The sequence below is a fragment of the Notoacmeibacter sp. MSK16QG-6 genome (assembly GCF_024158145.1).
Classification (GTDB): Bacteria; Pseudomonadota; Alphaproteobacteria; order Rhizobiales; family Rhizobiaceae; genus Notoacmeibacter.
This window is the reverse complement of record NZ_JAMYXM010000001.1, coordinates 905809-932530: the sequence shown is the minus strand read 5'-3', so window position 1 is coordinate 932530 and position 26722 is coordinate 905809. Positions and strand designations below refer to the sequence as shown.

At 59.6% G+C, this 26722-nt stretch carries 21 protein-coding genes and 1 tRNA gene; 11 read left to right on the top strand and 11 right to left on the bottom strand.

The annotated features are described in order from the left end of the window. Positions 1–282 precede the first annotated feature (282 nt). Positions 283–1737 carry a sodium:alanine symporter family protein gene (locus NIM86_RS04425; protein ID WP_253379492.1) on the top strand — a complete coding sequence of 485 codons (1455 nt, stop codon included), beginning with the start codon at positions 283–285 and terminating at the stop codon, positions 1735–1737. 111 nt (positions 1738–1848) lie between these two features. Here the strand turns inward: NIM86_RS04425 and ccoP are convergent, their stop codons facing one another. From ccoP to ccoN, 4 genes are read right to left on the bottom strand one after another with little or no spacing between them, the layout of a single operon-like run. Beyond that, a complete protein-coding gene (ccoP, locus tag NIM86_RS04420; RefSeq protein WP_253379490.1) occupies positions 1849–2736 on the bottom strand; it encodes a cytochrome-c oxidase, cbb3-type subunit III in 888 nt (295 codons plus the stop codon). Positions 2737–2739: 3 nt separating this feature from the next. Continuing rightward, positions 2740–2895, bottom strand: coding sequence for a cbb3-type cytochrome c oxidase subunit 3 (locus NIM86_RS04415; protein ID WP_253379488.1), 156 nt, complete (start codon positions 2893–2895; stop codon positions 2740–2742). After that, positions 2895–3725, bottom strand: a complete 831-nt coding sequence (ccoO, locus tag NIM86_RS04410; protein ID WP_253379486.1) for a cytochrome-c oxidase, cbb3-type subunit II — start codon at positions 3723–3725, stop codon at positions 2895–2897. Before ccoO ends, NIM86_RS04415 begins: the two co-directional genes overlap by 1 nt. 14 nt (positions 3726–3739) lie before the next feature. Next, positions 3740–5380 carry a cytochrome-c oxidase, cbb3-type subunit I gene (gene ccoN, locus NIM86_RS04405; protein ID WP_253380715.1) on the bottom strand — a complete coding sequence of 547 codons (1641 nt, stop codon included), beginning with the start codon at positions 5378–5380 and terminating at the stop codon, positions 3740–3742. Between the two features lie 166 nt (positions 5381–5546). On the opposite strand from ccoN, the gene NIM86_RS04400 reads away from it, so the two are divergent. Both NIM86_RS04400 and hemN read left to right on the top strand, forming a co-directional pair. After that, positions 5547–6065: a hemerythrin domain-containing protein gene (locus NIM86_RS04400; protein ID WP_253379484.1), complete on the top strand. Its 519-nt coding sequence runs from the start codon at positions 5547–5549 to the stop codon at positions 6063–6065. Then, a complete protein-coding gene (gene hemN / locus NIM86_RS04395; protein WP_253379483.1) occupies positions 6062–7420 on the top strand; it encodes an oxygen-independent coproporphyrinogen III oxidase in 1359 nt (452 codons plus the stop codon). Before NIM86_RS04400 ends, hemN begins: the two co-directional genes overlap by 4 nt. Positions 7421–7454: 34 nt before the next feature. Here hemN and NIM86_RS04390 read toward each other — a convergent pair whose 3' ends face one another. Beyond that, positions 7455–7835, bottom strand: a complete 381-nt coding sequence (locus NIM86_RS04390; RefSeq protein ID WP_253379482.1) for a VOC family protein — start codon at positions 7833–7835, stop codon at positions 7455–7457. A 24-nt stretch (positions 7836–7859) separates the two neighbouring features. Next, the gene (locus NIM86_RS04385; protein WP_253379481.1) at positions 7860–8600 is read right to left on the bottom strand and encodes a Crp/Fnr family transcriptional regulator; all 741 of its coding nucleotides are present in this window, start codon (positions 8598–8600) and stop codon (positions 7860–7862) included. 277 nt (positions 8601–8877) lie between these two features. Between NIM86_RS04385 and NIM86_RS04380 the strand changes: the two genes are divergently transcribed. Beyond that, positions 8878–9732: a D-amino-acid transaminase gene (locus tag NIM86_RS04380; RefSeq protein ID WP_253380713.1), complete on the top strand. Its 855-nt coding sequence runs from the start codon at positions 8878–8880 to the stop codon at positions 9730–9732. Positions 9733–9808: 76 nt separating this feature from the next. Beyond that, positions 9809–11485 (top strand): alpha-glucosidase, encoded by a 1677-nt coding sequence (locus tag NIM86_RS04375; protein ID WP_371872831.1) that lies wholly within the window; start codon positions 9809–9811, stop codon positions 11483–11485. A 50-nt stretch (positions 11486–11535) separates the two neighbouring features. Here the strand turns inward: NIM86_RS04375 and NIM86_RS04370 are convergent. Beyond that, positions 11536–11611 (bottom strand) — tRNA-Thr (locus NIM86_RS04370). Positions 11612–11851: 240 nt separating this feature from the next. On the opposite strand from NIM86_RS04370, the gene NIM86_RS04365 reads away from it, so the two are divergent. The 3 genes from NIM86_RS04365 to NIM86_RS04355 all read left to right on the top strand — a co-directional run bounded on the left by NIM86_RS04365 (position 11852) and on the right by NIM86_RS04355 (position 18427). Next, positions 11852–15589, top strand: a complete 3738-nt coding sequence (locus NIM86_RS04365; protein ID WP_253379480.1) for an Ig-like domain-containing protein — start codon at positions 11852–11854, stop codon at positions 15587–15589. Positions 15590–15649: 60 nt separating this feature from the next. Then, complete coding sequence (locus NIM86_RS04360; RefSeq protein WP_253379479.1) at positions 15650–17170, top strand: TolC family protein; 1521 nt, start codon at positions 15650–15652, stop codon at positions 17168–17170. Between the two features lie 105 nt (positions 17171–17275). After that, positions 17276–18427: a hypothetical protein gene (locus NIM86_RS04355; RefSeq protein WP_253379477.1), complete on the top strand. Its 1152-nt coding sequence runs from the start codon at positions 17276–17278 to the stop codon at positions 18425–18427. 2 nt (positions 18428–18429) lie between these two features. Here NIM86_RS04355 and NIM86_RS04350 read toward each other — a convergent pair whose 3' ends face one another. The 4 genes from NIM86_RS04350 to NIM86_RS04335 form a co-directional block, all read right to left on the bottom strand. Further along, positions 18430–20085 carry a cisplatin damage response ATP-dependent DNA ligase gene (locus NIM86_RS04350; RefSeq protein WP_253379475.1) on the bottom strand — a complete coding sequence of 552 codons (1656 nt, stop codon included), beginning with the start codon at positions 20083–20085 and terminating at the stop codon, positions 18430–18432. A 133-nt stretch (positions 20086–20218) separates the two neighbouring features. Then, positions 20219–20383: a hypothetical protein gene (locus NIM86_RS04345; RefSeq protein WP_253379473.1), complete on the bottom strand. Its 165-nt coding sequence runs from the start codon at positions 20381–20383 to the stop codon at positions 20219–20221. Between the two features lie 169 nt (positions 20384–20552). Beyond that, a complete protein-coding gene (locus NIM86_RS04340; protein WP_253379470.1) occupies positions 20553–21485 on the bottom strand; it encodes a hypothetical protein in 933 nt (310 codons plus the stop codon). Beyond that, positions 21482–22492 carry a ligase-associated DNA damage response exonuclease gene (locus tag NIM86_RS04335; protein WP_253379468.1) on the bottom strand — a complete coding sequence of 337 codons (1011 nt, stop codon included), beginning with the start codon at positions 22490–22492 and terminating at the stop codon, positions 21482–21484. Before NIM86_RS04335 ends, NIM86_RS04340 begins: the two co-directional genes overlap by 4 nt. A 94-nt stretch (positions 22493–22586) precedes the next feature. On the opposite strand from NIM86_RS04335, the gene NIM86_RS04330 reads away from it, so the two are divergent. The 3 genes from NIM86_RS04330 (at position 22587) to NIM86_RS04320 (ending at position 26721) form a co-directional block, all read left to right on the top strand. Beyond that, positions 22587–23213: a YitT family protein gene (locus NIM86_RS04330; protein ID WP_253379466.1), complete on the top strand. Its 627-nt coding sequence runs from the start codon at positions 22587–22589 to the stop codon at positions 23211–23213. Between the two features lie 121 nt (positions 23214–23334). Beyond that, a complete protein-coding gene (locus NIM86_RS04325; protein WP_253379465.1) occupies positions 23335–24093 on the top strand; it encodes a sterol desaturase family protein in 759 nt (252 codons plus the stop codon). A gap of 9 nt (positions 24094–24102) precedes the next feature. Continuing rightward, positions 24103–26721 (top strand): ligase-associated DNA damage response DEXH box helicase, encoded by a 2619-nt coding sequence (locus NIM86_RS04320; protein ID WP_253379460.1) that lies wholly within the window; start codon positions 24103–24105, stop codon positions 26719–26721. The last annotated feature ends 1 nt before the right edge of the window (position 26722 follow it).

Below are 26722 nucleotides of genomic sequence, written 5' to 3'. Positions count from 1 at the left end.
GCGGCGATTATCCCATTCCATGCCGAGGCTTATCGCCTTCCGCCTTGATCGATATCAACTTGTTGAAGAAGTCAGGCGGCATCCCACGATCACGCATTGCTAAAATTGCATGTAAAGTCAGGAGCTTGTGGAAAACGTCCCCGCTTGCGCGGGAGCATGTTCGATTTATTGTTCTTGTCTGACGGACGGCTTTTCGAATGGGGGTGAAAGCCGCGTCGTCTTGTGAAGTATCGGCTGGACGCCAACACGTCCTGTCATTTCATGCAAAGAGGGACAGCGCCCATGACTGCTATCATCGATTTTCTGAATACGATCTTCTGGGGCTATATTCTTATTTATGGCCTCTTGGCCGTCGGAGTGTTCTTCACACTTCGCCTCGGTTTCCTGCAGCTTCGCCATTTCCCCGAATTCTTCAGGGTCATAACAGCCTCCGGCCAGACGGACAGCGCCGGCATCACGCCGCTTCAGGCGCTCACGGTCAGCCTGGCCAGCCGGGTGGGAACGGGCAACCTTGCCGGTGTCGCAGTCGCGCTTTCGCTCGGTGGGCCGGGCGCGATCTTCTGGATGTGGATGGTCGCTCTGGTCGGAATGGCCACCGCTTATGCCGAGTCTACGCTGGCGCAGCTTTACAAGGTGCGCAACGAAGATGGCGACTATCGCGGTGGTCCCGCTTTCTACATTTCGCGTGGGCTTAAGCAGAATTGGGCGGCCGCCATTTTCTCGGTCGCGCTGATCCTTTCCTTCGGGCTGATCTTCCAAGCGGTTCAGGCCAATTCAATCGCCGACGCGATGGAGGCCGGTCTCGGCATTCCGAAGCTATGGGTCGGCATTGCGGTCGGTGCTTTGGCCGGGGTCGTCATCTTCGGCGGTATCCGTTCGATCGCAAGGGTGGCGGAGATTGTCGTGCCCTTCATGGCAATCGCCTATCTCGCAGTGGCGCTGTTTGTCATCATCATCAACATCGCCGAGGTTCCCGGTGTCTTCATGCAGATCATCGGTAATGCGTTCGGTTTCGAGGAAGCAGCCGGTGGTGTGACAGGCGGCGTCATGGCAGCCATGCTGAACGGTGTGAAGCGGGGTCTTTTCTCCAACGAAGCGGGTATGGGCTCGGCGCCGAACATCGCGGCGGTCGCCACTCCAGTGCCGCATCACCCCTCATCGCAGGGGCTGGTTCAGGGATTGGGCGTGTTTATCGATACGCTGCTGATATGTTCGGCGACCGCATTCATGATCCTGCTCTCCGGCGTTTATGAGCCCGGCGGCACGACGGGAACCGAACTGACGCAGATGGCGCTTGCCGATCATATTGGCGTTGCCGGCACCTATTTCGTGGCGATCGCGATCTTCTTTTTCGCGTTCACTTCTATCATCGGCAACTACTCCTATGCGGAAAACGCGCTGACGTTCCTAGGTCTGGCCAACGGTCCAGGTCTCATCATCATGCGTTTGGCAGTGATCGCCATGGTCATCTGGGGATCGGTGCAGGCAGTCTCGACAGTCTTCAATTTCGCCGATGCTTCGATGGGATTGATGGCGACGGTCAATTTGATTGCGATTTTGGCCTTGTCCGGCACGGTCGTGAAATTGACCAAGGATTACTTTGCGCAGCGCGCCCAAGGTATCGAGCCACTCTTCGACAATGATGACTACCCGGAATTGAAGGGTCTTATCGATGGCACGATCTGGACCCGGCACGGCAAGGCCGCGCAAGCCGTTACCGAAGAACTGGAAGAATGAGAGCCAGCCGGGCTCTCGCCTGTTTCGGCTGAAAGAAATGAAAGGGCGGCGGTCATGCGACCACCGCCCTCTCTCCTCCCGATCTGCAAACGCCCGGAAAATCGCTTGGGTTCATTCACCGCCGCCGAGGGAGTGAACGTAGACGGTCAGTTGCTTGACGGTGGTATCGCCCAGCCGCTCTTCCCAGGCCGGCATGACGCCGTGTTTTGGCTGCCGGACCTGCGCAACGATTTGCGAATGGTCGCCGCCATAGAGCCATAGCGCGTCGTTCAGCGCTGGCGCGCCGAGATCGTCCAGACCGCCGCCATCGTCGCCATGACAAGCCGAGCAATTATCGACGAAGATCGTTTCGCCCCGCTCGGCAGCTTCGGCGTCGAATTCCTGTGCCGACAATTTACGCACATACCAGGCGACATCACGGATTTCCTCATTGTCGAGGATGCCGTCTCCAAAGGCCGGCATGTCCGAAATGCGCGTATCGTCGTCCTGTTCGTAGCGTATGCCATGGGCAAGAGTTGTCTGAATCGACTCCAGCGTGCCGCCCCATAGCCAGACGTCGTCGTTGAGGTTCGGGTAGCCCTCGCCGCCTTCTGCGCCGGCGCCATGGCATTGAACGCAATTGACCTTAAACGCAGCGCGCCCTGCCGCGATGGCGAAGGGCCGAAGCTGCTCGTCAGCGGCGATCTCTTCGATTGACTTGCTCTTGATCGCCTCGATCCGTCCCGAATTGGCATCGGCCTGCGCCGCCATGGCCGTGGAAAGATCGCTCCGCGACGACCAGTTGAGAAGCCCGGACGTTGCTGTATTCACCAACGGCCATGCCGGATAAAGGATGGTGTAGACGATGCCGAAAACGATGGTGGCGTAGAAGGTCCACAACCACCAGCGGGGCATCGGTGTATTCAACTCCTTGATGCCGTCCCATTCGTGACCGGTCGTTTCGGTACCGGTGACGTCATCGACCTCGCGGCCGTGAGGGTCCCTGTTCTCGGTGCTCATCTATCAGTCCTCTTTGAAGGGTATCTGCGCGGCGTCTTCGGCCCGCGACCGCGCACCGGGGCGCAGGACCATCAGAACGGCTGCAAGAAAGAAGGCCAGCATGCCCAGCAGGCCCCAGCTATCGGCGAAGTGCCGCATCGCGTCATAAGTCAATTCCATTAGCTGGCCTCCCCATCGTCCGTGGTGGCTGCCTGCTGCGGCGTCTCGGTCGAAAAGTCGACGAGCGTGCCGAGCATCTGGAGGTAGGCGATTAGAGCGTCCATTTCCGTCACACGGGATGGGTCTCCGTCGAAGTCGCCAGTCACAGCCTTGGGATATCGCTCCAGAAGGCCCGACCAGTCCCCGTCCGGATCGGCCTGCACAGCGAGGTCGGCATTGGCGTTCTCGATCATCGCGTCGTCATAGGGAACGCCGACCCGGCGATTGGCCACCATATGCGCAGCAGGGTCTTCGACGACCAGTTCCTTGTCAGCCAGAAACGAATAGGACGGCATGATGCTTTCCGGGACGACATCGCGCGGTTCGATCATGTGCTGGACGTGCCACTCGTTGGAGTAGCGGCCTCCGACCCGAGCCAGATCAGGCCCCGTCCGTTTCGATCCCCACTGAAAAGGATGATCGTAGATGCTCTCGGCCGCCAGGCTGTAATGGCCGTAGCGCTCCACTTCATCGCGGAACGGCCGGATCATCTGGCTGTGACAGACATAACAGCCTTCACGAACGTAGATGTTGCGTCCGGCCAGTTCGAGCGGCGAATAGGGGCGCACACCCTCCACCTTCTCGATGGTGTTTTCCAGCCAGAACAACGGAGCGATTTCGACGATACCGCCGATTGTAACCACTACGAGGCTGAGTACGAGAAGAAGCGAAGCGTTTCGCTCGATCTTGCCGTGATTGGCCAGAAGTCCGCGGGCGACGGGGTCGGCCTTCACCTCCGGCAAGGCGCCGTCCAGCGCCTCGTTTTCTTTTTTCGGTTTCTTGTCACTCATTGCTCAAATCCCCGTCATTCTGCCGGCGTCGCGACGCCTTCGATGGCGCTCTGGCCCATCGGCGCTTCGTCGCGCAGGCGGCCGCGAATGGTCTGGTAAAGGTTGAAGGCCATGATCAGAGCACCGCTGAGGAACAGGATGCCGGCGAAAGCACGAGCCACATAGTAGGGATGCATGGCCTGGACCGTCTCCACGAAGGAGTAGGCCAGGAACCCATCCGGCCCGACTTCGCGCCACATCAGGCCCTGCATGATGCCGGACACCCACATGACGGCGGCGTAGATCACGATGCCGAGCGTAGCCAGCCAGAAGTGCCAGTTGACCAGCCGCAGCGAATAGAGCCGGGTGCGGCCCCACAGTTTCGGCGTCAGATAGTAGAGCGCGCCGAACGTGATCATGCCGTTCCAGCCAAGCGCACCGGAATGGACGTGACCGATCGTCCAGTCGGTGTAGTGCGACAGGCCGTTTACGCTCTTGATGGAGAGCATCGGGCCTTCGAATGTAGACATGCCGTAGAAGGCGACGCTCATAGCGAGCATGCGCAGGATCGGATCGGTGCGCAGCTTGTCCCATGCGCCCGACAGCGTCATCAGACCGTTGATCATGCCGCCCCAGCTCGGCATCCACAACATGACGGAGAACACCATGCCCAGCGTCTGCGCCCAGTCGGGCAGGGCGGTGAAGTGCAGATGGTGTGGGCCGGCCCAGATATAGAGGAAGATCAGGCTCCAGAAGTGGATGATCGACAGCCGATACGAATAGACTGGTCGGTTGGCCTGCTTCGGAATGAAATAATACATCATGCCGAGGAAGCCTGCGGTCAGGAAGAAACCGACGGCATTGTGGCCGTACCACCACTGCGTCAATGCGTCCTGAACGCCGGAGAAAGCGCTATAGCTCTTCGCGCCTAGCAGGCTGACCGGCATGGTCAGACCATTCACCACATGGAGCATGGCGACGGTCACGATGAATGAGAGGAAGAACCAGTTGGCGACGTAGATGTGCGGTTCCTTGCGCTTCACCAGCGTGCCGACAAACACGACCAGATAGGCCACCCACACGATGGTCAGCCAAAGATCGACATACCATTCTGGCTCGGCATACTCTTTGCTCTGGGTGATGCCGAGCAGATAGCCGGTCGCGGCCAGCACGATGAAGAGCTGGTAGCCCCAGAAAACGAACCATGCCAAAGATCCGCCGAACAGCGATGCACGTGTCGTTCTCTGCACCACGTAGAAGCTGGTTGTGATGAGCGCGCTGCCGCCAAAGGCGAAAATCACGGCCGATGTATGCAGGGGACGCATGCGACCGAAATTGAACCACGGCTCGATGTTCAGATCGGGAAAAGAGAGCTGCAGCGCGACGACGATGCCGACCAGAAACCCGACAATACCCCACGCCGATGTTGCGATGACGCCGTAGCGGATGACGGTATCGTTATAGAGCGGTTCCGTCGCAGCAACTTCGGATCTCAGCGGAACGGTTTTCGCTCCCGAAAAGTCCACCCGCCGAAGCAGAAACCAGGTTGCTATGGCCAGAACGCCAAACAGCACCCATGCATGGGTTCGCATTCCCTCGTCGGCTGCAAGACCGGCCAGGACAAGCGCAAGCACTGCCGCCACGCCTACCAGAAAGGCTTCCACCTGATTGCGCATCACGCGCACTCCTTCTTCAACATATCCCCATCCGGGTCAGGAACGCACCTTTCCCGTCAGCGGGGATCGGTAAGGCAGGCGACGCCTGTGAGCCTTGATCTGAATCAAGGAGATGCGGGCTCTCTTCGGGAAAACTGAAGGAAAGAGAGCACGAGGGAGTTGGGCCGTGAACGAGCCGATTGAGGGCGGCTCGCCGCCAGGCGAGTCGTCATCGTTGTCACGCTTGTCGACACCGGCAGCAGCCAACCTGGGAGTCGTGATCGAAGGAATGCTGCATCAAATCCGACTTCTGGAATTGCTATGCGACAATCTGGAACTGGTAGCGGACGAACTGGCCGGAGAAGCGAACAGGCAGGCCTGTCTGCACATCGCCCGTGCTCTGCCAGCCGCCATTGCCGATGCGCACAGATTCGAGGAAACCCATGTTTTTCCTCTTTGGAAGACGGTCTCGCCGGATCAGGAGCAGACAATGGCGCGTCTCTGGCTGGAGCACGTAGCTGACAAATCTTACGCCGACGAACTGGCGGAAGCCCTGCGCGATCATGTTGCGGGCCGCGGACGGCTCGATACCGAGGCGCTGGGCTACATGCTGCGTGGGTTCTTCGAGGGACTGCGCCGCCATATCGCCTTTGAACGGGATCACGTGGTCCCCATTCTGCGACAGGAAATGCGAGCCGCCTTATGAGGGATCTCGACGCACTACTCGCCGTTCACGGTGAGACCACGCCGCGCTATACGAGCTATCCGACCGCGCCGCATTTCGATGCAACGGTTGGAATGACGCTTGTCGAGGACTTTGCCGATGCCTGCCGAGACAGTGAGCGGGTCTCGGTCTATCTCCATATCCCCTTCTGTGACAGGCTCTGTTGGTTCTGCGGTTGCCACACCAAGCAGACCAAGCGCTACGAACCCGTCCGCGCCTATGTCGACACGCTGATCAGGGAGATCGAGACATTCGGTCAGAGGTTGGACGCACGGCCGTCCCTGAGCGCACTCCATCTCGGCGGTGGATCGCCGAGCCTGCTGAATAGCGAAGACATGATCCGGATTGGCGAAACGATCCGCTCGGTCTTCCGTATAGAGAAGGCTGCCGAGATCGCTGTCGAGATCGATCCGTCCGATGTCTCAGACGATACGCTCGACGGTTTGCAGGCCCTCGGCCTTACTCGCGCATCTATCGGGGTGCAGGATTTCGACCCCGATGTGCAGGCGGCGATCAACCGGCCGCAAAGCTTCCAATCCACGGCGTCAGTAGCTGCAGCGCTCCGGGAGCGTACGGACTGTACGCTCAATATCGATGCGCTATACGGCCTGCCGCGCCAGACGAGTGAGCGGCTCGTGCGCACTATCGAGCAGGTGATCGAATTGCAGCCCGAGCGTGTGGCGCTGTTCGGATATGCCCACGTGCCTTGGGCGAAAACCCATCAGCGTATGATTGCAGACAGCGATCTTCCGGGACGTTACGAGCGTTTGAAACAGGCGGACATCGCCGCGAATTTTCTGGTCGATGCCGGTTACGACACCATCGGCTTCGACCATTTCGCTCTACCGTCCGACACCTTGGCCGTCGCAGCACGTACCGGCTGTCTCCGGAGGAACTTTCAGGGCTATACGGCCGATACGGCGCCGGTCCTGATCGGATTTGGCGCATCGGCTATCTCGAAATATCCCGGTGGTTATATCCAGAATATTGTTCCAACGAACAACTACCGCGCAGCGGTGGAAAATGGTGAGACCACCGCCTCGAAAGGCTATGCGCTCTCGGCCGACGACCGCATGAGAGCTTACGCCATCGAACGGCTGCTCTGCGATTTCCGCCTCGATTTTTCGGCTTTGGCGGATCGGTTTGGGGAGCCGGCACGATCCTTGGCCAAGTCGGTGAAGTGGCAAGTGGCGAACGACGATTTTGCGCTTGCCTCTATGGATGAAGAAGTGGTCACGGTGCCGCAGGATGCTCGCGCGTTCGCCCGCATTGTCGCGTCCTGGATGGACGTCTACCGTACGCCCGGTGAAACCGCCCGCTATTCTCAGGCTGTCTAGCTCGCCGCCCCATGCTGGGGCAAGACGGCTTTGATCAAGGAGAGGTACTGACCCGTTCTCCGAAGGAGATCAATGTGACATCGGGATCGATGACGTGAAACTCGCGATACCCGTATGGTGTATCGAACAGCGGACGGTGCCGCCCTTTCGGTAATTTCTTCAACTGGCTCTGCATCGTCGAGTAAAGCTCGTCGATGCCGTCCACATCGATATAGATATGGACCTGGCTATCGGGCGAATTCATATCTTTTGCCGGAAGGGCTGTGACAAGCCGGCACGCAATGCCGTCACGGGCGATATAAGCGTAATCTTCGGTCTGAAAGCTGCATGAAAAGCCGAGAAAGCGCTCGTAAAAATCGATCGATTCTTTGATGGCGCGAACGGGCAGGATAGGGGTAAGCGTCACCAGTTTCATCGAGCGCCTCCGTGATTTGGCGATCTACTCCAGATCGGTTGCGGAAGCGCGCTGCAATGCCTTCATGGAAGGCACTGTCACGATGCGCGTTCCCTCAAGTTCGATAACTCCGCTCTTGCGCAATTTTGTGATCTGGCGGCTGACCGTCTCAATCGTCAGGCCTAGGAAGTCGGCAATATCGGCGCGCTTCAAGGGGAGTTCGAAATGGATTGGCCCAGTCTCCGACTTTTGCTCAGGATCGATATGGCTGGCGATGAGGTAAAGGAAGCTCGCCACCTTTTCCGCAGCGGTCTTCCGTCCGAGTGTCAGAATCCATTCTCTCGCCTCGTCCAGCTCCTTGAGCGCCTGCTGATGAAGCATGTGCTCCAGTTCGGGCGCTTCGCGAACCAGTTCTTCGAGCGTCGCTTTGGGAAACGAGCAGACGCGGACTTCGGTCGCCGCCTCCGCTGCGATATCGCTCGAATTGCGGAACGGCCGTCCAAGAAAGTCCGGCGCGAATTGCAGTCCCACGATCTGCTGTCGGCCATCGGACATTAACCGCGTCAGTTTCACGACGCCGGACAGGATATTGGAATAATGGCGTACCTCGCCGCCTGCGGGAATCATCTCATCGTCGGCGGCGAAAATGTGTTTGCTGGTTGTTTTGGAAAGTTTCAGCAGCTGATCCGGGGTCAGCGTTCCGCAGACACCACGGTGCCGGGCTTCGCAGGCCAGACAGACCTGTGGAATGTTCGAATTGTGAACATCGAGTCGCTTGCTGCTCATAGCTAGCACCTAAACCAGCCGCAGCTTCCCGCCAAGGGCTCTTGCCCCCAGACATAAGACGTATTCAGCGGGCGGATCGGTGACAGAATTTGGTTTTCTTCAAACTTTCTCTGCGCGCAGATGACGAATGAAAATGACATACCGGGCGACGTTGATAATCGGTGCGGATCATCTAAAACCGGCTCATCCGGCACACGCACTTCCGTCAGTGCCGGTCGTGCAAGTCGACATCGTCTCCGTCAGACTGCCCTCAGCGTCCCTCAAGGAAAGTGCTCTCATGCGAACGGTCTATGTGAATGGGGATTACCTCCCCGAAGACGAAGCGAAGATTTCCGTTTTTGACCGGGGGTTTCTGTTTGCCGATGCGGTCTATGAGGTGACATCCGTCCTGGACGGCAAGTTGATCGATTTCGCTGGCCACATGGCGCGCCTGTCACGCTCTCTGAGCGAACTGGATATGCCCGCGCCGGTCTCCGATGAGGAAATGCTCGATATCCATCGGACGCTCGTTACCGAAAACGGAATTGAAGAGGGGATGATCTACCTGCAGGTCACGCGGGGCGCGGCGGACCGGGATTTTCTATTTCCGGATGCCGAAACGCGCCCGAACCTCGTTCTGTTCACGCAGAAGAAATCGCTGGTCGACAGTCCGCTTGCGGCGCGCGGCCAGAAGGTGGTTTCAGCCGATGATCTGCGCTGGCGGCGCAGCGACATCAAGACCACTCAGCTTCTCTATGCATCCTGGGCCAAGAGCCAGGCACACGCGAAAGGCGCTGACGATGTCTGGCTGGTTCGCGATGGCTTGGTGACGGAGGGATCGTCCAACAATGCCTATATCGTTACGACGGATGGCACGATCGTTACTCGACAGCTTTCGTCGGACATCCTTTCCGGAATTACCCGTCAGGCCGTGCTCCAGTGTGCGAGGGAGCTTCAGATCAAGGTCGAGGAGCGTCCCTTTACGCCCGATGAAGTGAAGGCGGCACGTGAAGCCTTCTCCACCTCGGCCAGCAGCTTCGTTTGCCCTGTGATCGAGATCGATGGCGTTGCCATCGGCGAGGGTGAACCTGGTCCGGTCGCGCGGCGGCTTCGGGAAATCTATATCGAAAAAAGTCGCGCTGCGGCGATGTAAACGCCTTTGGCGGCTGGACCTTCAGGGCGAACGCGCCAGTCTTTGACCTATTCCAATGTCAGGATGAGGCGAATTCATGAGTCTTGAATCGATGGCCGACGCACAGATGACAGCTCCTGTCATGGTGCGCGACCCCGACTGGTGGCGCGGTGCGGTGATCTATCAGATCTATCCCCGCTCCTTTCAGGACAGCAATGGAGACGGGATCGGCGATCTTGCGGGGATAACGCAGCGGCTGCCCTATGTCGCGTCCCTCGGCGTCGACGCGATCTGGATTTCCCCCTTCTTCCCATCGCCGATGGATGATTTCGGCTACGACATCGCTCATTACACCGATGTCGATCCAATGTTCGGCACGCTTTCCGATTTCGACCGCCTCGTCAGTCGCGCCCACGAACTTGGCCTGAAGGTTATTATCGATCAGGTGATATCCCATTCATCGGATCGACATCCCTGGTTCATGGAGAGCCGTTCCGGCCGCGATGGCGCCAAGGCGGACTGGTATGTCTGGGCCGATCCAAAGGAAGATGGCGGTCCGCCCAATAACTGGCTTTCCATTTTCGGCGGCACGGCCTGGGAGTGGGATGCGACACGATGCCAATATTATCTGCATAACTTTCTGACCAGTCAGCCTGATCTCAATTTCCATAATCCGGAAGTTCAGGACGCGCTTCTGGGCACGGTGCGTTTCTGGCTGGAACGCGGAGTGGATGGCGTCCGGCTGGACACCATCAATTTCTATTTTCACTCCGCCGATCTGCAGAACAACCCGGCCCTGCCGCCGGAGGATCGCAACGAAATCACGGCGCCGCGTGTCAATCCGTACAATTATCAGAACCACATCTACGACAAGAGCCGGCCTGAGAATCTTGCTTTTCTCGCCCGGTTTCGGGCGCTTCTGGAGGAGTTCGAAGACCGCGCCGCCCTTGGCGAGGTGAGCGACGCCCTGCGCGGGCTCGAAATCGTCGGGCAATACACCTCCGGCACCGACGGCATCCATATGTGCTACTCGTTCGAATTTCTGGCGCCGGGTCCACTGACGCCGCGCGGTGTGCGCAAGACGGTCGAGGAAGTCGAGGCGGCGGCGCCGGATGGGTGGTCGTGCTGGGCTTTTTCGAACCATGACGTCGCGCGTCATGCTTCACGCTACTGCGATGCCGTCTTCGAGGATCGCGCGGCGTTTCTCCGCGTTCTGGCGACGGTGCTTCTCACCTTGCGTGGCTCGGTCAGCCTCTATCAGGGCGAGGAGTTGGGCTTCGATGAAGCGGAAGTGCCATATGAGGATCTGCAGGACCCCTACGGCATCCGGTTCTGGCCGGCCTTCAAGGGACGGGACGGTTCACGCACACCGATGGTCTGGTCGCACCACGCTCCGCATGGCGGCTTCTCCTCTGCCAGACCCTGGCTGCCGGTTGCAAACAGCCATCTGGACCTGTCGGTGACGCTGCAGGAAGAGGATTCAAATTCGCTGCTGCATTTCTATCGGACCTTGACGGCCTTTCGCCACACCCATCCAGCTCTGGCAAAGGGGACAATCGTCTTTCATCAAACCGACGATAGAGTGCTGAGCTACGAACGGTCGACGGAGGAGGAAACGCTCTTCATCGCCGTCAATATGAGTGGTGAAAACGCGCCGATGACCTGCCCCGACGGCGTGTGGGAGCCGCTGGCCCTCAAGCCGGACGACAAACCCTTCGACGTAACGGAAAAGAGCCTGCCGCCCTACGGCATCTACATCGCCAAACGGCGTTGAAGCGGAAATGTGTTGGAAAAGAAATGACCGAACCGGTCTGCGCCGAGCTGTGGTGCCGCTTACGTGACTCGAACACGTGACCCCATCATTACGAATGATGTGCTCTACCAACTGAGCTAAAGCGGCTTTCCGGCACAGCGCTCCACGCGCTGCACGAATGTGCGGCGTGATAGACGGATGTCCCGTCAGTTTCAAGCAGCAAATTGCATTGCGGGTTCTTCGCGCCCCAGACCGCATGGGTGAATACACGCGGCCCGCTATGCAACCAATAGGTGTAGATGAATAAATTTCAACTAAAATACCTTTTATTAAGCCTCGTCCGTCATCTTTGTGGTCTGCAAACCATGCGATGAGGGGATGGTCCGCGTGATATTCTGGAAAAACCGGCGTGCCGGCCGTCAAGCCGATGAAATCCGCGTCATGGCAAAGCCGCTGGCGTTGGAGCCCCGGATACTTCTCGATGCCGCCGCCGTGGAAACCGTGCAGGCGGTCCACGTTGGCTCAGATCCGGCGACCAGCGGCGGAGCCGATACGGACGCGGCTTTGCTCAGCGCGCTGACATCCGGCTTGGCAGTTGCCGGCGCGCCACCGGAGCTGACCGCCGACGCCGATGGAGACGCCAGCGATCTGAACGGCCGCTACATCACCGAATACTATGAGAACGGCGATCCTGTCGCCGTGGTCGACACGGATGTCCGCATCACGGCCGATAGTGGCGTCGCGCATGCCATCGTCACGCTCACAAACGCCATGCCCACCGATCAGCTCGAGGTCTCCATACCGGATTCACTCGGTATCGGCGCCCATCAGACTCTGGGGCCTGGCACCGTGACATTCTATCTCTCGGGGGATGCGGACAATGCGCAGTGGCAACAGGCGCTGCAACATATCCGGTTCCGCGCCGACTCGGAGGATCCAAGCGATCAGCAGCGTATCGTCGAGCTGCAAATTCAGGACAAGAGCGGGGCCTATTCGCCAGTCTCTACCACCGTGATCGACGTTATTCCGGTCGAGGACAAACCGGTCGTCGATCTCGATCCGGGCGACGACACCGTCATAGGCATCGACTATCGAGGGATCTTCGTCGAAGGGGACGATCCCGTGACTATCGGCCATCCGGCCGGCGGCGTCTCCATCGTCGACGTCGATGATACGGTCATGACGGGCCTGCGGGTGACGCTAACCAACCCGGAAGACGGCGATGCCTTGCTGTATGCCGGCACTCTCCCCGCCGGAATTGCTGTCGACCCGTCTTCGACACCCAACGATATTCTCATGACTGGTAGCGCCTCGAAAGCGACCTATCAGGAGGCGCTCAACGCGATAAGGTTCAAAAATTCCAGCGAAAATCCCGATACGACGCTTCGTGAGATCCACGTCAAGGTCAATGACGGAACAACGGGTTCGCCTGTCGCCAAGGCCTTCATCGAAGTGCAGGGCCGCAACGATCCGCCTGTTTTGGTGTCGCCTATCGCCGATCAGACTGCCATAGATGGCGCGGATGCAGGGTCGATTTCGGTCGTGGCGCTCTTCACCGATGCGGATGGTGAGGCGCTAACCTATTCGCTCGGCCCCGACGCACCGCCTTGGCTGGCTATCGACCCGGCGACCGGAATTGTGAGCAACATCGCCGCCATTCCCATCGACGCCAGCCAGCAGACCAATGCGGCCGGCAATCCAGCGGGCACTTATACTGTCACCGTCGTGGCCAGGGACGCCGGTGATGAGACGGCGACCGACACGTTCGATATCGTCGTCACCAACCCCGAACCCACCGCCTTCGATGACAGGCTGACAATGAGTGAGGACGACGGCGTCCTGACGGATCATGTGATGAACGATAATGGCGCGGGAGCGGACACCGACCCGGATGGCGATCCTCTAACCGTTACGGCCGTTGGCGGTGCGGAGGCCGATGTCGGCCGGACTGTCGCGGGCAGTGGCGGCGGACTTTTCACGATCCTCCCGGATGGCAGTTTCACTTTCAAGGAAAATAGCGATTTTCAACATCTCGTAGAGGGCGAGAATACCACGAGCTGGATAAGCTACCGGATAACCGATGCGGATGGCGCGTCGAGCGCCGCGCTGGTCGAGGTGACGATCCAGGGCGTCAATGATGCGCCGACCGTGACTGACAATATGACCGACAGGGTCGGGACGGACGGCGAGAGCGTCGGTCCGCTCGATCTGTCGACCTTCTTCAGTGATGTCGATGGCAACGACAGCCTGACGTTCTCGGCGACGGGTCTGCCGAAGGGATTGGCCATCGATCCGGCAGCCGGCATTCTGTCCGGTGTTCTGGCGGGCGACGCCTCTCAAACCGGCAATACCGGCGTGGCTACCGATGGTCTCTATACGGTCACGGTGACAGCCGAAGACTTGGCTGGTGAAACGGTCTCTCAGAGCTTTTTCTATAAGGTCGGTAATCCCGATCCTGTCGCGAAGGACGATATCCTGACCGTCACCGATCAGGGAACCGGCTCCCTCAACGTGATCACCGACGACAATGGCAACGGCATCGACTCTGATCCCGATGGCGATACGCCGCTGATTGTCACCGCCATCGATGGCGACGATACGCTGGTCGGAACGACATGGCGGGGCTCTGCCGGCGGTCTTTTCACTGTCTTGGCCGATGGCGCCATGACGTTCGATACTAATGGGGAATTCGTCAGCCTGCCAAAGGGCGATAGCGTGACGACATCGTTCACATATCGCCTGAGCGACGGACAGGGCGGGACGAGCACTGCCACAGTTACGGTCATCGTAATCGGCGAAAATCAACCGCCCGAACCACAGAATCCGGATGGCCGGACGCCCGGCGATCCCTCAGCCTATATTCCGGTACAGTCGCTGGTCGATGGGCAGACCGCGCCCGATCTCGATCTGACGCCGTTCGCTCGCGATCCCGACCGAGGCGACACGCTTACTTTCACAATCGACGAGACGGCTCTTCCCGCAGGGCTTGGTTTCGATGGTACGACGATCAGCGGCCTGGTAACGGCGGATGCCAGCCAGGCCGGCACCGATCCACTCATACCGGGCGTCAATCGTATCCCGCTCACAGTGACCGACAGCCATGGCGCGTCGTTCTCGACATGGATCGTGTACGACGTCTCCAACGTCCCACCGGTCGCGACCGATAACATCTCGTCAGGCGATGCGGTGGAAATCCAGACCGGTAACGTGATCACCAATCCCGATGGTCCGGATCGCGATGGAACACCCGACGCCGATCCGCTCACCGTCACGCAGATCGCTTCCTTCGACCCATCCACAGGCACGGTCCACGGCGCGATCGATGTTTCCAGTGCGGCTTCGGCAACCATTGCTCTCACCTACGGCGAACTTACGATGTCGACGGACGGCGCCTGGCGCTTCGTGCCCAACGCCGCTGCTGCCGATCTTCCGCCTGGCTCAACAGTCCAATTCGCGATTCTTTACCGCGTAAGCGATGGGCAAGGGGGGAGCGACGATGCGGTTCTGAGGATCGTCATTGAGGCTGGCGAGGACGGGAATGGCAAACCGCCAGAAGATATCGGCGATCCGGATGCCGAGCGTGAAGGCGACCTCCGGCTATCCTCCGGCGAGGTGCTTGGCATTCTGGACGTCGTTGAAGGCAATCGCACGTTCCACGAGGCTCTGTTGCAGCGTCAGCAGGAGCTGGCTGGCGGCGATGCGATTTATCGCGGTGCGGAAGTGGATGTGGCGACGGGCGCGGGGCCGGCTGACAAGCTGACAGTCAGATCGCTCGTATGGCGCGATTCCGTTTATGTCGAACTTCTCGGTCCTGTGATCGAATGGTCGGCCACCGATGCAACTGGACGAGCCCTCCCAGACTGGATTCGCCAGACGGATACCAATCTCATCGCTGTATCCGCCGGCAACGAACATGGCGCCAACTCAATCGTCATCAGCACCGCCATGCGGGACGGGCGCATGTTCCACCTGCCTCTTCGTGTCGATCAGGCCACGGGCGATATGAGCGTCGGGCAGATCAGCGAGGTCGCCTTGATCGACAGATCATTGGCAGAGCAATTGAGCCATGAGCGTGACCGGGACGGGATCGGTCACGCCGCGCTGCTGCAAGCGCTTGAGAATTAGGGGATCCGGCTTTGGCGCGGAGCCGTGCGATCCGAGCCGCAATTTAGGGTAGTATGAGTTATGCGTAAATCGAGTAGAGCTTGCCAGCCATTCGGCCTCCGGATAGTTGGTCCGACCGTTGCATCAGCAATATTTCTTTCCGCTTGTTCGGTTACGACGGAGCCACTTTCCTTTCTGCAGGTCGAGACGGCGGCAAACCAGAATCTGGCATCGCTCGACATCGATCAGGAGCCGATTGACGGACCGATCGGTCTTTACGAGGCGATGGCGCGTGCGCTGAAATATAATCTCGATCACCGTGTCGAGGTCATGCGAATTGCGCTAGCGCAAAAGGAATTGGCATCGGCGACGACTGGCATGCTGCCCAAGCTGATGGCCAGCGCAGGCTACGATATGCGCAGCAACGAAAATGCGTCCTATTCCCGCTCGATCTTCAGCAATTCGCTTTCTGCCGAACCGACGACGAGTACTGAGAAAAGCAATGTTTCGGCCGATCTGAAGTTTAGCTATAACGTGTTGGATTTCGGCCTATCCTATGTTCGCGCCAAGCAGTCGGCGGACAAGGCGTTGATTGCCGAAGAACTGCGGCGGCGGGTCGTCGTTCGCATCGTCGAAGAAGTCCGCACCGCCTATTGGAAGGCTCTGTCTGCCGATCAGCTTCTGGACGGTTTCAGCCGGCTGGAAGGGCAAGTGAAAAAGACGCTCGACGATAATCGGCGTCTGCGAGCCAGCGGCCAGACTTCGCCGCTCGCGACGCTGACTTATGAGCGCGAACTGGTCGATATCCGCCGTGAGATCGGGCAGGTCGAGCGCCAGCTCAAGACCGCCAAGCTCGAACTTGCCGGATTGATGGGGCTGAGGCCGGGCACAGCCTACAAAATCATTGAACCGAAACGGACGATTGTCGATCTCGATACGCGCCTTCAGGATATCGACACTCTTCTGCAAATCGCCCTGACCAATCGCTCGGAATTCCGCGAAATTCTCTACAAGAAGCGCATCAACGAAGCCGAGACCAGAGCAGCCTTGCTGGAAGCGCTGCCAACAGCGTCGCTGACCGCCGGCGTCGCTTATGACAGCAACGATCTGCTTTACAACTCCAACTGGGCGTTGCTCGGCACCCGGATCGGTTGGAACGCCATGAAGCTATTCCAGTACCCTGCGCGACGAAAGATGGTGAAAGCCGACCGGGAACTTCTGGCGGCGCAGGAAAAGGCGCTGACCATGGCTATCGTCACGCAGGTCTATGTCGCCAAGGCGCGCTATGCGCATTTGCGTCGTGAAGCAATCGACACCGCCGAATTCCTCGATATTCAGCGGCAGATCCTGCGTCAGACCCAGGCTGGCATGGCGGCTGCGGCCCAATCGCAGCAGACCTTGATCCGCGAAGAGATGAATACGCTGGTCGCTTCCAGCCGCTTCGATGTCGCCTATGCCGATCTGCAGACGGCCTTCGCAAATGTCTATGCTGCGTTGGGTCTGAACCCCTGGGATGAGGATGTCGATCTGGCTTCCAGCCTGAGGGAGATCGCCTCCGCTCTTCGCGCCGCATGGCGGGAACGCGGCGATTTGGATGGCTGAAACGGCTCAAATGTGTCGATACAAGCCTTTAACTGTCCCGACTGCCTTGTTTATCCGCTCTCCTCCGGCAAATATCGGGAGAGGCAATGAAATCGGAGGACGGGCTTGGACGCGATCGGCAAGGCCATAAGAACGGCTCTTACAAAGGGCAATGCGGCCGACCCGGCTCATCGGGAGCGCGTCTATCAGTCCGCTCAGCATGCGCTGGAGAGCGCGCTCGACAAGGAAGGCGTGACCGATCCGATGGCGCGGGACGCTCGCCGCCAGCGCTTGGTCGATTCAATTGCCGAGATTGAGAAGGATTACATGCCGGCCACCGCTCCTTCGGTGAATCGGAGCGTTCCGCCGGATGGACCGCGCGCGGAGCCGACATTCGATCTGCCGCAGAGCGAACCCGACATGGCGGCCTCGCCGCAATGGACGGCAGCCGTCGCGCCGGAAAAGCAGCGGGTCACGACCGGAGAACGGCTCGAACCGACACTCGATGCTCCGGCCGGGGAGACCGTCGATACAGAGGTCGACATCCATTCGGCCCCAATCCGCATGGCGCCGGATGAACGCGCCGATGGCGCTGGAAAGAGGCGTTTTCGTAGAGACGGCCGGAAGCGACGCGACCGGGAAAGTGACGGCCGCCCGCGCCGCAAACCTTTCGTCTGGTTTCTTTTGATCTCCACTGTCGTGGTCTTCGTTCTGATCGGGGTCGGCTTTTGGGTTGTCTCCAATGCCGATTACGAATTCGTGCTTGAGCAGTTTTTGGAAGAAGTCGAACCTGGCGAGGATTATACGCCTGAGGCGCGCCTGGGCAGCAGTGCTGACGATCGAACGCAATTCGTTCTTTACGATGCCGGAAACCGCTCTATCCCAAGTCAGGGGGGCGAACTGGAGACATCGATTGTCGAGACCGGTCAGGCCATGGCTCTTCATGTGACCGGCGGCGGCTCGGACAACGATGCGGTCATCATTCCCATCGGTCGCGAGCAACTGGCCGATCTTGCCGGCCTTCCTTTCACGGTCGCCGTGCGCGCCAGTTCGACGGCGGATGACGGTGCGGCCTTGCTGGTCTCATGCGATTTCGCTGGCCTCGGCGATTGCGGCAACCGGCGTTACAAGGTCGAGGCAACGGCAGGCGATCTTCTGTTCGCCGGCAGAATGGGCGAAGGGTCGCCCGAAGACGATGGAGAAATTCGCATCGCTGTGCCCGAAGCTGGCAGCGAAGTCGATTTGCTTAGCGTTATTCTTCTGGTTGGCGACACCTAGGATCAGGCGGGCCGTCCCCGCGATGCCTTGCCGCGGGTTTCGTCAAGCAACTGTTTGAGATTTTCGAGGGTGTCGGCTTCAGCGCTCGGCTTGTCCCAGCGAAGGCGCGACACGCGCGGAAAGCGCATGGCGACACCACTCTTGTGGCGACTGGAAGCCTGCAGTCCCTCGAATGCGATTTCGAGAACAAGCCCGCTCTCCGGCGTTGCCCTGACGGATCGCACCGGCCCGAAGCGATCGATCGTATTGTCGCGCACATATTTGTCGATCTGCTTCAGTTCGGCGTCGGTGAAACCGAAATAGGCCTTACCGACCGGCACCAGAATTTGCCGGTCGTCCTCGTCGAGCGTCCAGACACCGAATGTGTAGTCCGAATAGAAGCTCGACCGCTTGCCGTGCCCGCGCTGAGCATACATCAGCACCGCATCGACCGTGAACGGATCACGCTTCCATTTGAACCACTCGCCCTTGGGGCGGCCCGGCACGTAGGCGCTTTCGTGCCGCTTGATCATCACCCCCTCGATGATCGGATGCGGGGGATTGCAGCGTAGATCGTTGAGTTCGCCCCAGTCAGCGAAAGCGATCTGTTCGGACAGATCAAACCGCGCCGGATCGAGTTTTTCAATAAAAGCCTCCAGCCTTTTGCGCCGCTCGGAAAAGGGTAGGGCGCGGAGGTCTTCTTCGCCCTCGGAGAGAAGGTCATAGGCGCGTACGAAAACCGGATGGCTCTTCATGAGCTTGGCAGAGACGGTTTTTCGGTTCAGCCGCTGCTGAAGGTCGGAAAAGGTGCCGACCGCAAGCTGGTCGTTATGCGTTTCGGGATGGCCAACGAGGAGTTCACCATCTATAGCGCCTTCGAAGTCCATCGCTTCCACAAGATCGGGAAAGCTGTGCCCGATATCGTCACCCGTTCGAGAATAGACACGCCGCCGCTCTCCCTCGGCGACGAGTTGCACGCGAATGCCGTCCCACTTCCATTCGGCGACGTAGTTTTCCGGAACGATCCTGTCATAGTCGGGCTCTTCTAGGGCTGTCGCCAGCATCACCGGGCGGAACAGAGCCAGCGCGCCGTGCTCCGGCTTGTTCGCCCGCCCTTCCAGCCATGCGAAGAGGTCTTCGTAAGGCAGTTCGAGGCCATGCCACATCTCTTCGATTTCGGTGATGTCCTTATCGCCGAACTCGGCCAGCGCCTGCTTGGCCAGCCGCGCCGAAACTCCGATCCGCATTCCCCCCGTGAAGAGCTTTATCGCCGCATAGCGACCGGATGAATCCAGCCGATCCAGCAGATCGGTGAGAACAGCCGGCCCATCGGAGCGCGAGGTTTCCAGAAAGGTTTCGACGACCTCGCCCAGAGAGGGGTCGCGATTGACGCGCACCGGCTCTTCCGGCTCAGGCCAGACCAGGCTTACGGTTTCAGCCAGATCGCCGACATAGTCGTAGGAATAGCGGAAGAGCGTCTCATCCATCCGTTCGGTGACGAGCGCGCGCAAGATGCCGGGCTTGATGCCCGAAATATCGAGATCACGGGTAATCGCCGCCAGTGCGTAGCCACGATCAGGATCGGGCGTTGCGCCGAAATAGTCGACCAGAAGGCGAATTTTACCGTTTCGAGACGGCGTTAGAACGAGGCGGTCAAGGAGCTCAGCGAAGGCTTTCATTGCGACTGAAATAGGCGAAACCTATCCCATGGCGACCACGAAGCCCGGCAGGCGATAAAATGCGTTTTTCACTGATACCGAAGCTGATGCCGCGCCATGAAGGCGCCGCAGCAGGCTCGTCAATCGGAGGATATCAGGAAAGATCCATCAGTTTGCGCAACGCTTTTTCGCGGGTTGTGCCGCGCGCATGAAAATCGGCATCCGACATCGAGGCCAGCGCCTGAGCCTTGTAAGCGACAGCGAAAACGTCAGCTGTGTCAGCGACGAGGCGGCTGAAATATTTGCGGTTACGGGCCATCCGTCTACTCCTTTGTTCCATCTCGAAGTAGAGGCTCCTATAGGCTCTCGCAATATAGGCGCAGCGATGGCTGCCATGCGCATATAACATACCTAGGCAAAGAGGCATGCACCGCCCACGACCCCGAGAGCAGCGCCAGATTATGACGCTAGCGGTTTATCGAAGCGGGCTATGGCACCAGTTCGATGACCTGAAAATAACTTGCGTCCTCTTCTGTCATTCCGCGCTGGTTGATGTCGACGAGATAAATGCGCCGTCCGTCAGTCAGGACTCTGCCCACGACATTGCCGAAATTGTTGTTTAGCCGGTCGGTCGGCCGCTCAGGATCGTAGGGTTCGGCGAGGCTGCCGGACGGCGCGTTACGCCCGGCAAAAGCGATGCCGCCGCTTTCGATCTCCAGAAGGGTTGCGTTTAGGCCTTGCCCGGTCAGTTTGAGAATAACCAGATTGCCAAGTCGGTCCCGCTCCACGCGGCATCGATGAGTGCCGAGGAATTGCCGGGAATTCTCCAGAAAACCATACCAGAAGACATTGCACTGGTATCGCCCCGGACGGACGGCGCTGAGACGCGTCTGACCGCTTGCAAGCTTCTGCAGAACCATTTCCGCCAGAGTATCCGCCGGCCAGCCATCGGCGCGAAGCGCTTCGATGGTTCCGGATATGCGCGCCGGTAGGGCCGACAGCTCGCGGCGGTCTGCGGATGTCATGGGAAATGGACCGTCGGCAAACACCAGATCCGTTTCACCGCCGGGTTCTATCGACGTCGCAGCGTCATTCGCCTTGGCGTCATTTTGGCTCGGCATAAGTGGGCTGGATAGCGTGACCGTTCCGCTCGCCTTGTCATAGCGGCAGATGCGAACCTCATCGTCCGCATTGTCCTCCGAGGTTTGCAGCAGAGCATATGCATTGTCCTGGTCGCCAAATGGATCAATGCGCAGGGCGTCGATATTTAATGCCTGTTCGTCTGCAATTGCGCGGCATGCGCGGTCGACATCGCGTGTCAATTCTTCCCACGCTTCCTCGGAAGAAGCGTGCGCCGGGCCGGAAAGTCCGGTTGAGAGGCCGGCCAACAGCAACAGGAGACTTCGGGCGCCAATCCTCATTCGTTTTCGTCCTCATACCCGACCAGATGAAGCGGGCGCGCCCTGATGCCTTGCAATTCGCACCAGCGAACGAGTGCCTCTTCCCGACCATGCGTCACCCAGACTTCAGAACAGCCGGTCTCATGGATGGTGTCGCATAATTCATCCCAATCGGAATGATCTGAAAGAATGAGCGGCAGCTCGACACCTCGCTGACGCGCTCTCTGGCGAATGCGCATCCAGCCGGAAGCGAAGCAGGCGACCGGATCGGGAAAACGTCGCGCCCATCGGTCCGCAAAAGCGGAGGGCGGACCGACGATAATTGCGCCGGCGAACTGGTCCTTCTGCTTGCGGTCGATGGTAGCCGGACGCAGTTCGCCGAGATCAACGCCTTGGCTGACGTAATAGTCGCACAGTTTCTGCATCGCGCCGTGAATATAGATCGGAGCATCGTGACCGGCGTCGCGGAGCATTCTGATCACGCGCTGCGCCTTGCCCAGCGCATAGGCGCCCACGACATGGGCGCGTTCGGGAAACTGGCGGACGCTTTCGATCAGGCGGGCAATCTCCTCGGCGGTGTCCGGATGGCGAAAGACCGGCAACGCGAAGGTCGCTTCGGTGATGAAGACATCGCACGGGACAACCTCGAAAGGCAGACATGTAGGGTCGTGTCGCCGCTTGTAATCGCCGGACGCGACGATGCGGGTGCCATCTTTTTCGACCACGATCTGACACGATCCGAGAACATGCCCGGCGGGTCGGAAGGTGATCTTCACGCCGTTCAGATCGAGCGTCTCGCCGAGCGCCGCGATCTGCCGCTCGCCGCAAAAATCCCCTCCATAGCGGATCGCCATGATGTCCAGCGTCTGGTCGCTCGCCAGAACCTTCGCATGGCCGGGGCGGGCGTGGTCGGCATGGCCGTGGGTGATGAGCGCGCGCTCTACGGGCTTGACCGGATCGATGAAGAAATCGCCGGGCGGGCAGTAAAGACCTTCGGGCCGCGTATGAAGAAGATCGGAGGCGCGCATAGCATGCAATATGGGAATACCACGCGCCCGAACAATCGGCTGGTGCGATTGTGCGCTGCATCATAAGGCTTCATAAGATCGAGGGAGCCATTTGATGAAGAGACGCTTTGGCGATTGGCACGCCACCGCAACCCACCACACGCCTGCCGAAGACGCACAGGGAATCTTTACCGGATGCGTGAGTGCCGCAATCGGTATCGCCATCCTGGCCCATCTCGGTTTCCTGACAGGGTCGACCGCTGGCCTGGCGCTCGTCATTTCATATGCAACGGGGTTCAACGTCGGTCTGGTTTACTTCCTGCTGAACATACCTTTCTACGTGCTGGCCGTTTCACAGCTTGGCTGGGCGTTCACGATCAAGACTTTCCTGGGCGTCGGATTTTTATCTCTTTTAACATGGCTGCAGCCGCGCCTCTTGCAGTTTGGCGCGATTGAACCTTTGGCCGGCGCCGTCGTCGCCGGTGTGCTCCTGGGTTTTGGCCTGCTCGCCATGTTTCGGCACCGGGCCAGCCTCGGCGGCGCAGGGATACTGGCCCTTTACCTTCAGAACCGGTTCGGCTGGCGCGCCGGATTGACCCAACTCGCGATTGATCTGCTCGTGCTGGCGCTGGCCTTCTTCGTCGTCACACCCGCAGCCGTCATGTATTCGATTATCGGTGCAGTGGTTCTGAATCTCTTTCTGGCTATCAATCACCGCAACGACCGATATGTCGCCCGGTGATTCATGCTCCTGACCTTTACGTAAAGGTTGATGACATGCCGGCAATCGCCGGTTACGATAGAGAGCTATCGGAACGGACGGTTATCGCCCGTCCGGCGGCGGGTCGGGAGGAATGCCAGAGATGCGGAAACGGATCAGGCTTCTTTTGTCGCATCACGGTGTGATCGCGATGCTCGTTTTGCTCGGCATCGGCATCGGCATTGTCGCTACACATTTCACCTGGACCCTGCTCGCCGTCATCCCGTTCGGTGTCGCGGCGCAGATCACCAATGAATATCTTATTCACCGGTTCGTCTTCCATTTGCCGCCGCCGCGTTCGCAATTCTGGTTCGACGTGCTTTACGAGGCGCATTACGGCCATCACGATTTTCCGAGCGCCGAACGGCTTCTTTTCGTGCCGGTCTGGTTTGCCGTGCCGATGGCGTTTATCAATCTCGGCGTTTTTTGGGGAATCATGGCGTTGCTGGGGGTGCCGTCGCCCTTCGTTCATGCTGCGGCTCTTGTTCTGGTCGGCGGTGTAGCGACCTTCATCGCCTATGAGTGGTTTCATATGGTCTCGCACCTGCCCGTGAAGAGATCCTGGATCGAACAGAAAGCGGCGACCTCTCACGCCCAGCATCATTTTCGCGATTTCACCAAGAACTACCACGTTACCCCCGGCGGCGAGGTGGTCGATCATATGTTCGGCACCGCGGTAAGCGCGGACGAGCTGCGCGAGAAGAGCCGTGCCGAGTTCATGACCACCCTTGGCCTGCGCCCCGACGATCCAAGGCTTCTATCAGCGCGATCTCGCATCGCGCGTCGGATGGGCGTTGGGGCAGAAGCCATCGCCCGCCAGTCACGGGTTGCCGAGCGAATGGAGCCGAAGCGAGTGGCCTAAAGTCATTTCATGCTCTCAACAAAGTTGCATTCGCTTTCCTCGCACCGCCGCGTTGCCTATCTCCCCATCGTGGAACAGAAGTTTATCAAGACGGACGTGGAAGTAGGTTCGGCGCATCTGCCGGCGCCTTTTCTGCGCTGGTTTACCCAGCGCGGGTGGTCGCCTCGCGCCCACCAGCTTGAACTTCTTTCTACGGCCCAAGCCGGAAAGTCGGTGCTACTCATAGCTCCGACCGGGGCCGGTAAGACGCTGGCGGGCTTTCTGCCATCGCTGGTCGACCTTCACGAGCGGGGCCGCCCGGCTCCCGGATCGGCAGAGCGATTGAGGGGCGTTCATACGCTCTACATTTCTCCGCTCAAGGCGCTCGCGACCGATATCGAACGCAATCTGAAGACGCCTGTCGAGGGCATCGGTCTTCCTGTCGATATCCAGACCCGCACCGGCGATACGCCTGTCTCCAAGCGCAAACGCCAGAAAAGCGCGCCTCCCGATATTCTGCTGACGACGCCAGAGCAATTGGCGCTCCTTCTCAGCCATGGCGACAGCGACCGCTTTTTCGGCGGCCTGCGCTATGTCGTGCTTGATGAACTGCATTCACTGGTGACGAGCAAGCGCGGCCACCTGCTGTCGCTCGGGCTGGCGCGATTGCGACGAATACATCCGGATCTTCAGACGATCGGCCTGTCCGCCACCGTTGCCTGGCCGGACGACCTGCGCCGCTGGCTCGTGGCACAGGACGTCAGCGATCCGCCGCCGATGAGCGAGATCATCGAGGTGGCCGGGGGCGCCAAACCGAACATCCAGATACTGAAGTCCGATGACCGTGTGCCCTGGGCAGGCCATTCCGCCAAATACGCGCTTCCCGAAGTGATGGAGGCGATCAAGCGGCACCAGACGACGATCCTCTTCGTCAACACCCGCAGCCAGGCGGAATCGCTGTTTGCCGAACTCTGGAAGAGCAATGAGGACAGCCTGCCCATCGCGCTTCATCACGGCTCGCTCGATGTCGGCCAGCGCCGCCGCGTCGAGGCCGCCATGCAGGCCGGTAGCCTGCGTGCGATCGTCGCCACCTCCACGCTCGATCTCGGTATCGACTGGGGCGATGTCGATCTGGTCGTCCATGTCGGCGCGCCGAAGGGGGCCAGCCGCCTGGCGCAACGCATCGGCCGATCAAACCATCGCATGGACGAACCGTCCGAGGCGATTCTCGTGCCGGCCAATCGGTTCGAGGTGATGGAATGCGAAGCAGCGCTGGAAGCGAATTACCTCGGCCATCAGGACACGCCGCCACTCAGCGATGGCGCGCTCGACGTGCTTTGCCAGCATATTCTCGGCATGGCCTGCGCCGACCCGTTCGACGCCGCGGCGCTATACGATGAGATCACGTCAGCCGCGCCGTATCAGAACCTCGATTGGGAGACGTTCGAACAGGCGGTCGATTTCGTCGCGACCGGCGGCTACGCGCTCCGCGCCTATGATCGCTATGCCAAAATCAGGCGGACGGACGAGGGCCTCTGGCGTGTCGCCAATCCCCGCACGGCGCAGCAATATCGCATGAATATAGGCACCATCGTCGCCGCCAACACGCTGACGATTCGGCTCATACGCGCGCGCCGGCGCGGCCCGGTGCGCGGTGGCTTTCCGCTCGGCACGATCGAGGAGGCCTTTCTGGAAAGCCTCACCGCCGGCGACACTTTCATCTTTGCGGGAAGGACGGTGCGCTTCGAGGCGATCGTCGAGCAGGACTGCCTCGTTACCGACGCCGAAACCGAAGACCCGCGCATTCCGAACTACGGCGGCAGCAAGTTTCCGCTGACGACCTATCTCGCGGAAGTCGTTCGCGGCATGCTGGCCGATCCGGAGCGCTGGAAGGATTTGCCCGATCAGGTTGCGGACTGGCTCCGCCTTCAGGAAGAGCGCAGCGTCATCCCGCCGCCCGACCGCCTTCTGATCGAGACCTTTCCGCGCGGCAGGCGCCATTACCTTGTCGCCTACGCCTTCGAAGGCCGGCTCGCGCACCAGACGCTCGGCATGCTCCTGACTCGCCGTATGGAGCGCGCCGGCGCGCGCCCGCTCGGCTTCGTCGCAAGCGACTATACGCTCTGCATCTGGGCCCATGGCGATCTGACGGCGATGATCGAGGATGGTTCGCTCGATCTCGGCACGCTGTTCGATGAGGACATGCTGGGCGACGATCTGGAGGCCTGGCTCGACGAGAGCTTCATGCTGAAGCGCACCTTTCGCAATTGCGCGCTGATTGCGGGCCTGATCGAACGGCGCCATCCCGGACAGGAGAAGAGCGGACGGCAGGTGACGATTTCGACCGACCTCGTTTATGACGTGCTGCGAACGCATGAGCCTGACCATATCGTCCTCAAGGCAACCCGGCAGGATGCCGCAACGGGACTGCTCGATGTCCGCCGCGTTGCGGAAATGCTCTCCCGCATCAGGGGCCGAATCATGCATAAACCGCTGGATCGGATTTCGCCGCTGGCTGTCCCCATCATGATGGAGATTGGCCGTGAGCGTGTCGCCGGCGGCACGGACCCTCTTCTTTCCGAGCTTGCCGAAGAGCTGGAAATGGAGGCGTTCGGTATTGGGCAGGCCCCTTCGGAAGGACGAACTTGAA